Source organism: Brevibacterium antiquum CNRZ 918, from assembly GCF_900169145.1.
GTDB lineage: Bacteria > Actinomycetota > Actinomycetes > Actinomycetales > Brevibacteriaceae > Brevibacterium > Brevibacterium koreense.
Window position 1 is genome coordinate 23,711 of record NZ_FXZD01000009.1, and the last position, 12,759, is coordinate 36,469.

General features: G+C 63.7%; 11 protein-coding genes. 1 reads left to right on the forward strand and 10 read right to left on the reverse strand.

What is annotated here, in order from left to right; translation table 11 throughout:
* Positions 1–21: 21 nt before the first annotated feature.
* Together BANT918_RS12980 and BANT918_RS12985 are read right to left on the reverse strand one after the other, a co-directional pair.
* Positions 22–366, reverse strand: coding sequence for a carboxymuconolactone decarboxylase family protein (locus BANT918_RS12980; RefSeq protein ID WP_009882529.1), 345 nt, complete (start codon positions 364–366; stop codon positions 22–24).
* A gap of 113 nt (positions 367–479) precedes the next feature.
* Positions 480–2,177 carry a serine hydrolase domain-containing protein gene (locus BANT918_RS12985; protein ID WP_101620655.1) on the reverse strand — a complete coding sequence of 566 codons (1,698 nt, stop codon included), beginning with the start codon at positions 2,175–2,177 and terminating at the stop codon, positions 480–482.
* A 313-nt stretch (positions 2,178–2,490) separates the two neighbouring features.
* Between BANT918_RS12985 and BANT918_RS12990 the strand changes: the two genes are divergently transcribed.
* Positions 2,491–3,075 carry a hypothetical protein gene (locus tag BANT918_RS12990; RefSeq protein ID WP_101620656.1) on the forward strand — a complete coding sequence of 195 codons (585 nt, stop codon included), beginning with the start codon at positions 2,491–2,493 and terminating at the stop codon, positions 3,073–3,075.
* On the opposite strand, the gene BANT918_RS12995 is transcribed toward BANT918_RS12990, so the two are convergent.
* From BANT918_RS12995 to BANT918_RS13030, 8 genes are all read right to left on the reverse strand, one after another.
* Positions 3,058–4,536, reverse strand: a complete 1,479-nt coding sequence (locus BANT918_RS12995) for a PQQ-binding-like beta-propeller repeat protein (RefSeq protein ID WP_101620657.1) — start codon at positions 4,534–4,536, stop codon at positions 3,058–3,060. The genes BANT918_RS12990 and BANT918_RS12995 overlap by 18 nt on opposite strands.
* A gap of 66 nt (positions 4,537–4,602) precedes the next feature.
* Entirely contained in the window at positions 4,603–5,871 is a 1,269-nt protein-coding gene (chrA, locus tag BANT918_RS13000) for a chromate efflux transporter (RefSeq protein WP_101620658.1), read from the reverse strand.
* 91 nt (positions 5,872–5,962) lie between these two features.
* On the reverse strand, positions 5,963–6,583 hold the full coding sequence (locus tag BANT918_RS13005) for a response regulator (RefSeq protein WP_101620659.1): 621 nt from the start codon (positions 6,581–6,583) through the stop codon (positions 5,963–5,965).
* Positions 6,580–7,860, reverse strand: a complete 1,281-nt coding sequence (locus tag BANT918_RS13010) for a sensor histidine kinase (RefSeq protein ID WP_233430483.1) — start codon at positions 7,858–7,860, stop codon at positions 6,580–6,582. The genes BANT918_RS13005 and BANT918_RS13010 overlap by 4 nt, the downstream gene beginning before the upstream one ends.
* A gap of 131 nt (positions 7,861–7,991) precedes the next feature.
* The gene (locus tag BANT918_RS13015) at positions 7,992–10,274 is read right to left on the reverse strand and encodes an MMPL family transporter (protein ID WP_101620660.1); all 2,283 of its coding nucleotides are present in this window, start codon (positions 10,272–10,274) and stop codon (positions 7,992–7,994) included.
* Positions 10,275–10,438: 164 nt separating this feature from the next.
* Positions 10,439–11,005 (reverse strand): isochorismatase family protein, encoded by a 567-nt coding sequence (locus BANT918_RS13020; RefSeq protein WP_101620661.1) that lies wholly within the window; start codon positions 11,003–11,005, stop codon positions 10,439–10,441.
* Positions 11,006–11,035: 30 nt separating this feature from the next.
* A complete protein-coding gene (locus BANT918_RS13025; RefSeq protein WP_101620662.1) occupies positions 11,036–11,500 on the reverse strand; it encodes a DoxX family protein in 465 nt (154 codons plus the stop codon).
* A gap of 54 nt (positions 11,501–11,554) precedes the next feature.
* Positions 11,555–12,643, reverse strand: a complete 1,089-nt coding sequence (locus tag BANT918_RS13030) for a CPBP family intramembrane glutamic endopeptidase (protein WP_101620663.1) — start codon at positions 12,641–12,643, stop codon at positions 11,555–11,557.
* Positions 12,644–12,759 lie beyond the last annotated feature (116 nt).

Consider the following 12,759-nt stretch of genomic DNA (forward strand, 5'->3'; position numbering starts at 1 on the left):
AACTCAACTGTGGTTGTGGACTCAGCTGTGGTCGTGGACTCCGGTGAGCTTGAAGCCGAGGCGTCCGTGAGCGAATGCGCCCCCGGCCCGAATCGCCGAGGCGGTCCATGCGGTCTCTGCCAGCTCGGTCTCCGAGGCGCCGGCTTTGACCGCTGCGTTCGAGTGTGCATCGATGCAGTAGGCGCACTGGGTTGTCAGTCCGACGGCATAGGCGATGAGCTCACGGTACTTCAGCGGGATCTCACGCCCATCCTCGGCGAAGACGGCATTGTTGAAATCGCCGAAGGCCTTGAGGATGTCCGGGGTGGTCTCCTTATAGGCCTTGTCGTATTTTCCATCGCCTTCGCGATCGAAGAAATCAGTCATGGTGCGCTACCTCCTGGGATCGAAATCGTTCCAAGTCATGACGCTACTGCCAGAGGCAAGGGGATGCATCCGTTTTCGTCATACGAGGACGGACACCGGGACATGAACGCCGGTCAGAAGATGCCGGGCTGAGCCGCGAATGGCTGCGGAGCGATGCTTGGTGCGGCAGCAGCCGGCGCAGCGACATTCGGAATGATGGTGCCTGCTGCGGCAGCGCTGGGAACTGCAGCGTTCGGAGCTGCGGCGTTCGGAGCTGCGGCGGCGGGAGCGGCTGCAGCGTTAGAAGCTGCGGCAGCATCTGAGACTGCCGGCGGCACAGTCTGGGATCCCTCCGTCCGGGGAACCGCCTCGGCGATGGCCTCGAACATGGCCAGGGTGCCGTGCTGGTGGGCCAGGCTCACCGGCTGCGGATCGCTGGAGAGCTTGACGCCTACGGTCTGGGTGGCGCGGTCGATGTAGAGCATCTGGCCGTGGATGCCGATGCCGATGACCACGTCACGGCTGGCCGAGGGCACCCAGAACTGGCTGCGGTACATCCCACCCGGGTAGGACCGCCCGGAGGGAGAATCGGCGAAGACCTGGGCGGAATCGGCCGCACCGGTGAAGATGTCATCGATCCACTGACCCGACAGGACACGCTCCCCCTCGGCTGTGGTGCCGCCTCGGGCGATCATCTCACCGAACCGGGCCAGGTCGCGCAGAGTGCTGCTGATGGCGCCGTCGGCAATCGACCCGCCCCAGCGGTCCTGGCAGACCTGGGCGGCATGGGCGGCCCCGATCTTCGACCATACGTATTCGCTGGCGATGACGGAGAAGGGCTGCCCGACGACGGATTCGCAGATCCAGGCCAGGACGTCGGTCTCGCAGCTGCGGTAGACGAAGGGACCACCGTGCTCGCGTTCGCTGCTCAGGCCCATGAGGAAGTTCTTGATCCCGTGCGCCGAGGTGGCTGTCCGTGGCGCGAAATCGACCGCTTCGAACAGGGCCCGGATCTCGGATCCCTCCTTGAGGTATTCCTCGGAGAATTTGATGCCCGATCGCATGTCGAGGAGATCGCGGATCGTCGCCCCGGCATAGCCGCTCTTGGACAGTGCGGGAACGCGCGTGGTGACCAGATCGTCCGGAGACAGATGGCCAGCGTCGGTGAGGGCGCCGATGACCGCAGAGACGATGGACTTGCTGATCGAGAACAGCATGTGCTGGCGGGCCGGCTTCATCGGCCAGGCGTATTCCTCTGCCAGCGCGACGCCGTCGCGGGCAACCAGCCAGGCATCGGTGAATGTGTCGGCCAGAACGTCACCGACGGTCGACCAACTCTTATCAGCACCGGACCACTTCTCACGGTCGATAGGCACGGGGCGGAAATCATTCTCTTCGGTCACGAGGTCACGAACCGGGCCGATGCCGCGCGGAATGCCGCCGACAGGGAAGAGCTCTTCCATCCGAGTCAGTGAGAACGCGAAGTACTCCGGCCATTTCCACGAGTCCAGGTCGATGCGTTCGAGAATCGCCTCGGAGGGATCAACGATGGCATCTTCACTCGCCGAGGTGAGGTCGCCGGCACGCGGCAGCGGCAGCACGTCACTTGGAGGTTCGGCTCCATCTGTGGGCAGTTCGGCTGGATCCGCTGGGGGCTGGGTGGAACCGTCTTGGAGTTCGACTCCAGCGGCCCGGGGTTCGCCCGGGTCGGCCTGGTCACCAGTCTGCTGGGACTGCGTTGCAATGCCTTTGGTGTTTCCCGAGAGTGCGCCGACGCGGCGTACGCCTGATTCGTCGACAGAACCGGGCAGGGTCTTGTCCCAATCTGCCATAGTCCGCCTCCACCCGTCTCGATCTGCATGGTCTGCCGATCTGCATGGAAGAGCCTACCTGCAGGAGAGGAACCGGCACAGTCGAGTTCGCATTCCAGAGCACAATCCGAACCACATCGCGTCGGGTGACAAGCCTGCCACCAGGCCCGTCATCGCAATCGGTTACTTATCAGTTATTCAAGTTACATCATGGCGACGGCGGCTCGTTCCCTACGTGGCGGACGTGCAAGTCTCGAGCTTGGCCTATGGCTCTTCTGTCGGTCCCACCTCTACCCTGGGAACGAACGAACATCTCAGCGAGGAGAATTCGACAATGCTGACGAGCGCTCATGTGGATCGCCCTGCCGACGTTCTGACCATCGAGTGGTCGCTCCCCCATGCCCAGTCTTCGGCGTGGAGGCATCTTACGGATGCTGAGACGGTGCACGAATGGCTGGGGCAGCCCAAAACGTTCGATGCTCGGGTCGGCGGCGAGATCATCGTCGATCATGACGATGGGTACCTCTGCCGCTCCAATGTTCTGTCCGCGACCCACGACGACGGCCCCTCTCACACCAGCACCGCGGAGCTGTCATGGGAGTTTCCCGATGATCCCCCAAGCCGCCTGTCTCTGCGCACTTTCGACACCAATGATCGCGCCGGAAATACCGGCAACAACACAGCATCGACGCTGGTCCTCCAACACTCTGGTCTCGGAGAGCTCATCGACTCATACCTGACCGGCTGGCTGACCCACCTCACCTACTTCGAAGCCTCACTGTCAGGAGCACCGCTTCCTCCCAGTCAGTTCTGGCCTCTCTTCGCGACGTTCGAACAGCTGCGTGCACCAGCAGATGACGGCCACCTACCTCGACTGCAGACAGACAGCCTCACCAAGCCGTCAGGCCTCGACCACTGACCACATCGTTGTCGACTCCTCGTCGGCCACAAGTGCAACACGCTGTCCAGAGCTCAGCCGAGCATACTCGCTGGCGGGATGATCGTCGACGAGTTTGCCCGTTTCAGATTCGTAGAAACTCGTCTTCTTGCTATCGGTGACGATGACGAGGTCGAGCTCCGGAAGCACTCCTTGCCCGCCCCAGGGCATATCGCTTGTGGTGTCGCCTGCCTTCCAGACGGTCTTTCCCGTCTCCGCGTTCAACGCCATGATGCCCGATTCGTTCCCCGGCACAACCAGCAGAGTTCCATCTTTGGTGTCGACCGGAAAATATTGCGGTGTCCCGTAGGTCCCGATCGATTCCAGCGCCATTTCGGGGGCATCCGCGGACCATCCCTGTGGTGATCCATCCGAGCCTTGGTATTTGACCGCCGAGGCGAACAGCTGGGGTTGGATGCATGCGGGCTCGCCATCCGGAGTGAAGACCAGATCTGTCGCACAGACTGAGTCGAAGGTGTCCTCCATTGTGAGGCCCTGTAGTTCGTCGATACCGTCGAACGTCGCTGCATCTGAGTCGGGAAGTTCGCTGGGAAGCGTCAGCTTCGCCACCCTGGTTACCATCGAACTGTACGGATCATCCGGGTCCTCCGAACCGTAGACGTAGAGCAGTGACGTCGGGTCGGACGTTGGAAATACGTCGTAGTAGTCGACTCCGGTGTCGTCGTTGGAGCGTGCCGAGGTGATGGGGACGCTCGTGTGCCGACCAGTGTCCAGCGCAATTCGGGTGATCATCGATTCGTCTCCGTCCTGCCAGGACACGATGCCGTACCGCCGATCGGGCGACACATGGATCGGGGTGCCTCCGAAGGTCTTCCCCTCAGGTCCAGTCGACAGCGACGGCCATGCTTCTTCGCCTGTTGCAGGATCGAGGGCGAATACAAATGCGTTCCCGTTCTCCGAGGTCGGCTCGCAACCATCGTCTTCGAGCACTCCTTGGTATGCAAGGATGATCAGGTCATCGTCGCTGAGGATGGGGCTGGTTCCTGTCGTCTGTGAGGCGAATCCCTGTGCCGGGTGACAGACGTTCGGTGATTCCGGGATCTGGAATGACCAAGCTTCGCTGCCATCGTCCCAGGAGTATGCTGTGGTTTCGCCCGATTGGTCGTTGATGACCACGTTCTCTCCTACGGAGTAGGCCTGGGCACCGCCGCCCAGGTCGTCATTGAGCTGGGCATCAATACTCCACAGTTCATCGCCGGCGAAGTCGATCGCGCGCAGCTTTTCCGCAGACCAGTCAGTGACAAGCGCATGTCCGGCTCCATCGTCGACGACCAGGGTCGCGTGGTAGTCGAGTGCGATCGGGTCGGCGAGCGTGGGAGCTGTCTCAGGAGACGGCGCCTCTTCCTCCTGCGGTGGTGCGGCGTTGCACCCGCTGAGGACCAGCAGCAACGTCACCACTGCGAAGGCTGAGTTCCACTTCATTGTTCGGTTCTCCAGGTCATGTCCTGATCATATGTCGCGGCGCGCGGCTTCAGCCCCAGTCGGGAATCAGAGGAACGCGAACCCGATCAGCCCGGCGGCGATGACGGCGGCCCATGCCGGCAGCTTCCACTTCACCTGGGCGATGAAGACTGCGACCGCCAGCGCCAGCGTGGCAGGTGACGTGATGCCCTGGGTGAATACCGGGTCATAGAGGGCGGCTGCGAGTATGCCCACAACGGCAGCGTTGACCCCCATCAGCGCCCGCCTCACCAACGGTGCGCGACGAAGACGCTCCCAGAAAGGCAGAGCAGCGATGACCAGGAGAGCTGCCGGCAGGAAGATCGCCACCAAGGCGATGCCGGCGCCGACCAGCCCCGTCGGGCCTGATGTTGTCGAGGCCCCGAGGAACGCTGCGAATGTGAACAGCGGTCCCGGCACCGCCTGTGCAGCGCCGTACCCGGCAAGAAACGAATCGTGTCCCACGAGACCGGTCGCGACCGTCTCTGCCTCCAGCAGAGGCAGCACGACGTGACCGCCGCCGAAGACGAGCGCGCCGGCGCGGTAGAAGACGTCGACCAAGCGCAGACTCGTATCTCCGGTCGCTGCAGTCAGGATCGGCAGCGCCACCAGCAGCAGCACGAAGGCGGTCAGCGCGGCGACACTGACCCGACGGGAGATGCGCACTGCGAAGTCCTGTCGCACGTTGTCCCCACCGGGCCGTCCACTCGCATCCGAATTCTGACCGCCAGCCTCTCCAACGGCTTCTCCACGCAGCCAGACCAGTCCGATGACACCTCCCAACGCAATCGCCGCAACCTGCACGAATGGGTTCGGGATCAGCAGGATGATGATCATCGCGGCCCCGGCGATGGTGGCGCGTTTGGCATCCGGGGTGAGGTTCTTCGCCATCCCCAGCACCGCCTGAGCGACCACGGCGACCGCGGCGGCCTTCAGCCCATACAGCCAACCCAGGCCTGTGTCACCATCGAGAGAGGCGATGCCGAAGGCGAAGGCGACCATCACGATGGCCGAAGGCATGGTGAAGGCGAACCAGGCAGCCAGCAGACCGCCGATGCCTGCCCGTTGCAGTCCGATCGCCATGCCCACCTGGCTTGAGGCGGGTCCAGGCAGAAACTGGCACAGTGCCACGAGGTCCGCGTAGGCCCCGTCGGAGAACCACTTCCGACGGGCGACGAAGGTCTCACGGAAGAACCCGAGATGCGCGACCGGGCCACCGAACGAGGTCACGCCAAGACGCAGGAACGCCCAGAACACTTCCGCGATCGTGCCGGGATGCCTGCGCTCATTCCCCACGTCTGCCATCACTTCGCCCATACTCACCATTCTGGTGGCAGCGGTTTCGTCAGACCGGCTTATCGGGAGTCATCATCGATGAATTTCAGGCCAACTCTCGCCCTGCCAGAAGCTACACCAGCCCCTGGTCCTCGGCGACTCGGATGGCACGCGATCGAGAGTCGACGCCGAGCTTGGTGAACACGTTGACCAGGTGACTCTTCACGGTCGCTTCGGTGACGAAGAGCTCCTGGGCAATCTGTGCATTCGAGGCACCGGTGGCCAGCAGCTTCACCACCTCGCGTTCCCTTCGGGTCAGTTTCGGACCCGGATTGCGCATCGCGGCGATGACCTTCGAAGAGATCTCGGGCGGCAGGTAGGTCTCACCGCGTGAGGCCTTCTCAATCGCGGTCGAGATGTCCTCGGGGTTGATGTCCTTGAGCAGATAGCCGGCCGCGCCCGCATTGAGGGCGGCAACGATCTCAGCATCGTTGTCGAAGGTCGTGAGGATGAGAACCGCGGGCTTCGTCGGTCTCGCATTCAGCCGCTTCGTCACCTCGATGCCGTCGATGCCCTCCCCCAGTCGCAGATCGCACATCACCACATCGGGTTCGAGCTCATCGACCACGGCCAGCGCTTCTTCGCCGCTGCTGGCCTCACCGACTACAGCGATATGGTCGGGGGCGTCGATGACGGACCGCAGGCCCGCCCGCACCACCGGGTGGTCATCGACGAGAATCACTCGAATCGTCATGCGCTGTCTCCTTGTGTGCGTTCGTCCCTGATGTCATCAGCCTCGCCGAGGCTGTGCTGTCGGGAGGTCAGTCTCGGATTGCTGGGCAGGGTGGCCGAGATAGCGAAGCCCGAACCAGGCGTCGATTCGATGACAAGCTCGCCTCCCAGCTCACGCATCCGCGAGCCGATGAAGTCGAGGCCGAATCCGGATTCCGATTCGCGCTGTCGCGATTCCGGATCGGCCATGCCGACACCGTCGTCGACGATGTCCATGCGGATCGACCCGTCGAGATCCATCAGGCTGACCATGACCCTTGAAGCTTGAGAGTGCTGTCTGACGTTGGCGAGCGCGGACTGCGCGGTCCGCAGCAGCGCCACCTCCACCTCGGCGGGTAGAGAGGCCACGGTCTCGTCGACCTCGACGCGGCCGCGGATAGAGGTGTCGGCCTCCAGGCGGGTGAGCAGGCGTCGGATGGCGGCAGTCAGCGCCCCGTCCTCGAGTTCGGCCGGGGCGAGTGCGGCAATGATCCGGCGCACGTCGCGCGAACTCTGTGCCGCGAGATCCTCGACTTGGCGCAGAACCTGGCTGGCATGTTCATCGGTGGTCTTGTCCACCTCGGCGTGGGCGATGAGACGGATCGAGGAGATCTCTTGCGCGATCGTGTCATGGATGTCGCGGGAAACTCGAGTGCGCTCCTGGATCTCCCCGGCGTGACGTTGGGTCAGGGCGAGCTCGTCCTGCAGGTCGAGCAGATTCTGGTGGGCCACCTCCAAGGACTGCAGCAGCTCCTCGCGTCTGCGGCCCTCGCGCAGGAGTTCGATGTAGCCGCGGGACAGTCCCAGGGCGAAGATCGCGCCGATGAGCGATCCGATGATGCTCGCGGTCTGGACCTCGCCGTAATGAGCCAGGGGCGCCACAACCGTTGCGATATAAGTCAGAGCGGTGAAGACCACGGCGATGCGCATCGAGAACAGGTGTCCGGCAAGCAGCCACAGGACGAAGGCCATCCAGATGAACTCGGCGGAGACCAGCAACGTGCACAGCCAGGCGATGGCCAGCACCAACAGCCACCATTTGGCCAGAACGATCGCACCGCTGCGGGCAGCTCGCACGGCGCCGAGGGCGTACCAGGCGAGGAAGACGATGCTCACGGCGATCGCGGCCAGGGGTGCCGCTCCCCCGCCGATCGCGCGGATGCACGAGATCACGGTGAGCACCAGCGCCATCGCGTGCTGGCCGATCTCCATGGTTCTCTCTGTCCACCCGCGTGTGCCCACGGTTTCACCTTCCTGCACGTCGTTCTTCCTGCCAACTCAATCACATCTGCGGCGGGCGCGTGCGCCTTTCGACTGGGCTGGGGCCCGTCAGAACCGAACCCTGGCCCCGACAATGGTGCTGACAACCAGTGCCAATGCCAGGGCCGGTGTCAGTGCCTGCCGTGGCCTGCTGGGGCCATGGCTTCGTTCTGGTCCGATTCGGCGAGGATGTGGGTTCCCTCGGACTGATCTGTCTGGCCGCCCCGAGTCTCTTCGTCACCGGCCGCGGCAGCAGCTGCATCGGCGTACTTGTGCTCCGAGTGCGTGATCGCCTTGTTGGGCCACCACATCCGGTTGCCGGCCAGACCGAAGATAGCCGGGACGATGACCGTGCGTACGAGCACGGTGTCGACGAGGACGCCGACTCCGACGATGAGTCCCAGCTGACCCAGGACCATCAGCGGCAGCATGCCCAGGGCCGCGAACACTCCGGCCAGGACGATGCCGGCGCTGGTGATCACTCCACCGGTGTGGCTGACGGCTTCGATCATGCCCTGGCGGGCGCCGTGGACAACCGATTCCTTCTTCGCCCGGTGGGACAGGAAGATCGAGTAGTCGATGCCCAATGCCACGAGGAACAGGAACGCGAGGATCGGAACCTGAGCATCTAGTGCCGCTTGGCCGAAGATCGTTCGGCTGAGGAATGCGCCGAGGCCGATCGCTGCGGCCGAGGACGCCACATTGACCACGAGCAGGGTTCCCGCCACGAGGGGTGCACGGAGGATGCCGAGCAGGATGATGAAGCTGATGGCCAGGATCAGCGGTGCAATGGTCAGGAAGTCCTGAGCATTGCCGTCGCGGGCATCGAGTTCGGTTGCCGCCGCGCCGCCGACCTGTGCGTCGGCACCGTCGATCGCGTGGACGTCTGACCGGATGTCCGTGACCAGGTCGAGGCCCGCTGGGCTGTCCGGTTCGTATTCGCCGGTGACCATGACCTTCGCGATCGAGGTTCCCCCGGTCGTCGTCTCGTCGGTGACGTTGGCACGTACGACCCCGTCGATGTCTGCCACGGAGTCCGCGACCTGATCGGCATGCGCCGAGTCGGTGACAACCCAGATCGGCTGCGACTCGCCGGGAGGGAAGTGGTCGGCCAGGACATCGAGTCCCTGTGCCGATTCGGACTGCACGCGGAACTTCTCGGACTGGTCCAGCCCCACCGAAGTGCCGATGAGCCCTGTGGCCATGATGCCGAGAATGATGATTCCGGCGCCGAGGTGGATGCCCGGCTTCTTGACCACGCGAGTCGCGATTCTGCGCCAGATGGAGGATTTCGCTGCGGGCTTCGTTCCGGCAGTTTCGTCAGTGGCCTCCTGAACCTTGGGGACGAAGGGCCAGAAGACGCCTTTGCCGCAGATCGCGAGGACCGGTGGCAGTGCGAAGAGCACGGCGGCTGCGGCGATGATGAGGCCGATTGCGGCGGTGATGCCCAGTCCCCGGGTTCCTGGGATCACGGCGAAGACGAGGCTGAGCAGGGACAGGACCACGGTCAGGTTCGAGGCGAGGATCGTCGACGCCGTGTGGGTCCACGCGGAGCCCAGCGCGATGCGGTGATCGTTTTCGCGGCCCAGTTCCTCCCTGTAGCGGGAGATGAACAGGAGCGCGTAGTTGGCTCCGGCGCCGAAGACCAGGACGCTGATGATGCCCGCGTCGAACTGCAGATCGAGGGCATCGCCGACGGCCGCGGTCACAGTGGATGCCAGGCCGTCTGCAGTGCCGATGACGATGAGCGGCAGCAGCCATAGGATCGGTGAGCGGTAGGTGATGATGAGCAGCAGCGCGACGATGACGATGGTCACGATGAGGAGTGTGAAATCTGCACCGCCGAACGCGGAAGCGATGTCGGCGCCGATCGCGGGACCACCGGTGACCAGGAGGGACATTCCCGAGTCCTCGAGCTGACCGGCCTGCGAATCGCCGGCGATGAAGTCACGAAGTCCCTCGACGGTCTCAGCGGTGTCGCTGTTGGTCAGTCCGACCTCGATGGGGACCATGAGCAGTGCGGCCTTGCCGTCGTCGCTCATAATCGGGCCGGTCGCCTTGGATGCGTCGCCGCTGGCAGAGGAGTCAGACGATCCTGAGGAGTCGATGTAGTCGCCGAGCGAGCCGCCCAGCTTCCCCAAGTCGGCCTGTTCGCTCGAGCTCAGTTTCGAGCCGTCGTCGTGGGAGGCAACGACCATGACTGACTGCTTGTCGGCGCCCGGGAACTTCTTCAGCAGCTGGTCGACCTGGGTGGATTCGGCATCGGCCGGAGCGGATTCGTTGGCCCGATCCTCACCCGCACCGGACAGGAGTCCGAACAGGAGGGTGACGAGGATGACGACCCCGCCGAGGACGAACCACGAACCGCGCTTCGACACGAGCGTGTTCGCGCTTTTCGTGAGTGTTGTGTTCATGTCTCTAGCTCATCAATTCTCAGAGCTGGAAACATCGCCTAGGAGTTCAGACTAAACCTGCAACTTTCGATGGAGAACGCATATCACCGACGGCGATCACCACCGTGACCTGCATAAACACTTCGTCAGCCGGCTCGATCTCCGTACCCGCCACCGCAGGTGTCTCAGATGATCGTCGCTCCTGCGGCGTCCATCTCAGCCAGAGCCAGCATGGATGAGTCCTTGCCGACACCAGCGATGAGGTCCTGGCGAACCCAGACGGACCATCCGCCCTTCAGCGCGTCGAGGACGGTAGCGCAGACGCAGTGGTCGGTGGCGATGCCGACGACGTCCACCTCGGCGATGTCAAGGCTCTTCAGCAGGTCGCCGAGGCGCTCCCCAGCATCCGTCGTCCCCTGGAAAGCGGAGTAGTCGGGAGTGCCCTGACCCTTGCGCACGTGATGGGTGATGGCATCTGTGGTCAGCAGAGGATCGTATTCGGCGCCCTCGGTGTCCGCGACGCAGTGGACGGGCCAGGAATCGACGAAATCGGGGCTCTGGCTGAAGTGGCCACCGTTGTCGCTGTCGGCATCATGCCAGTCGCGGGAGGCGATGATCGCGTCATAGTCACCTGCAGAGGCGCCGAGGAAGCGGGTCACCCCGGCGGCAACGGCGTCACCACCGTCCACGCCGAGCGCCCCGCCCTCGGTGAAGTCGTTTTGGATGTCCACGATGAGAAGTGCCTTCGCCATACCTCGAGCATAGGCGCTGACGCGGGATTGTCAGCTCTGCTTCAGGGCTTTCTTCTGAGCCTTCTTCGCCGCTTTCCGGGCCGCCTTCTTGGTGGCGCCGGCTCCGGCGACGAGGAGGAGCCCACCTAATGCTGCGACGTTCTTCGAGAAGTGAGTCTTGTGAGCGGCAGCGTCGGCACCGTCCATGTCCCAGAAGGCGTGGCCGGCCAGTGTGGTCGGCACCAGAGATCCGGCGAGTGCGAGCGCGGAGAGTCGTGGCTTGATGCCCAGCGCCATGGTGGTTCCGGCGAGCAGTTGGAGTCCGCCGTTGGCACGGACTAGGAGTTCATCGTCTTCGGGAAGGATCGGCACGTATTCGCGGATCGCATCGAGCGTCGGAGAGGCAGCCGCGACACGCCCGCCGGGGTTGGTCAGTGCCGAATATCCTCCGGTAATGAAGATCGGTGAGGTGAGTACGCGTCCTGCTGTCTGCAGCAACGATGATCCTAGTGCCATGGGATTCTCCTTCAGGTTTGGGGTTTTGAGCCTAACGGATGCCTGAGCTCAGCCTCAAAGCGCCTCGTCGTGCGGCGTCACGGGAGCTGCAGGCACCACGGGAGCCTTCGGCTGCTTGATGCCCAGTTCTGGTTGCTTCCGGAACTGGCCTGTGGCGAAGAGAACGGCGATGACGATTGCGGAGACGATCCAACCGGAGACTCCCAAGAACGAGACCAAGGCCATGTCCGGGGTTGAGGCGGATCCGTCGATGAACAGCCCGAGCAGCATCCCTGCCGAACCATTGAGCGCAGCATGCGCGGCGACAGACGGCCAGCCCGAACCAGTGCGCAGTCGCAGCCAGCCGAACAGGATCCCCACCATGACACAGCCGCCGACCATGAAGGCCAGCCCCGTGATGTCGGGGCGCGCGAAGTTGTATCCGAGCAGGATCAGCGGTGCGTGCCACAGACCCCAGATCACTCCGACGATGAGGAGTGCGGGCCAGGTGCCGAGTGGACGCAGGCTCGTCAGCAGCCATCCTCGCCAGCCGACCTCCTCGCCGAAGGCGACGATCACATTGAGCAGTGATCCCAGCGCCATGATCACCAGATAGCCGATCACGGCCACGACCAGCGGGATCTCGTCCAACCCGGGCAGCTGCGCCAACTGAGCCTTGAACCCTGAGAGACCAAGCAGGTCAACCTGCATCCATCCGAAGGCTGCGCCCAGCAGGTAGGCCACGGCCACGAGCACGAATATCCCGAAGAAGGCGAGCGCGGTCATCCCGAGAACCCGGCCGAAGGGACGCAGCGGCCAGATGCCGAGGTACCTGACGATGCTGGCCCGAGGCTCACCGGTGCGACGGCGCTGGATGATCATCGCCACGATCACAGCGATCAGCGGGGTGAACATCATGGCCATTCCCGACACCTGCACGAGCAGTGGATTGCCCAACCCTTCACCGCTCAACCACAGGGGCAGGCACGCAACCCAGGCGAGAACCGCTGCCACTACAACGAAGACTGCGACCTCGAGCCACGGCACCTGAGCCGGCACGATCGCCAGCGGTCGGCCCTTGGGGTCCACGTCCTCCCCCACCGAGGTGGCTGCGGGCTCTGTGCCCACGGTGGCGTTGTCGCTTCTGTCCGTTCCCGTGCTCACGGTTCCTCCTCAGTCCTGCACCGACGCTGCCTTTTGGGTCCACTCTGCTGTCTGTGCTGCTTTCATCATCCAACCTACGTTGTCGGCCGATCGTGCACCTCCGCCGTGTGACTGAA

Bases quoted from the DNA above. Each gene is read 5' to 3' on its own strand.
- BANT918_RS12990 (WP_101620656.1), top strand. From the start codon at position 2,491: ATGCTGACGAGCGCTCATGTGGATCGCCCTGCCGACGTTCTGACCATC.
- BANT918_RS13015 (WP_101620660.1), bottom strand. From the start codon at position 10,274: ATGAACACAACACTCACGAAAAGCGCGAACACGCTCGTGTCGAAGCGC.
- chrA (WP_101620658.1), bottom strand. From the start codon at position 5,871: ATGGGCGAAGTGATGGCAGACGTGGGGAATGAGCGCAGGCATCCCGGC.
- BANT918_RS12985 (WP_101620655.1), bottom strand. From the start codon at position 2,177: ATGGCAGATTGGGACAAGACCCTGCCCGGTTCTGTCGACGAATCAGGC.
- BANT918_RS13025 (WP_101620662.1), bottom strand. From the start codon at position 11,500: ATGGCACTAGGATCATCGTTGCTGCAGACAGCAGGACGCGTACTCACC.
- BANT918_RS13020 (WP_101620661.1), bottom strand. From the start codon at position 11,005: ATGGCGAAGGCACTTCTCATCGTGGACATCCAAAACGACTTCACCGAG.
- BANT918_RS12980 (WP_009882529.1), bottom strand. From the start codon at position 366: ATGACTGATTTCTTCGATCGCGAAGGCGATGGAAAATACGACAAGGCC.
- BANT918_RS12995 (WP_101620657.1), bottom strand. From the start codon at position 4,536: ATGAAGTGGAACTCAGCCTTCGCAGTGGTGACGTTGCTGCTGGTCCTC.
- BANT918_RS13005 (WP_101620659.1), bottom strand. From the start codon at position 6,583: ATGACGATTCGAGTGATTCTCGTCGATGACCACCCGGTGGTGCGGGCG.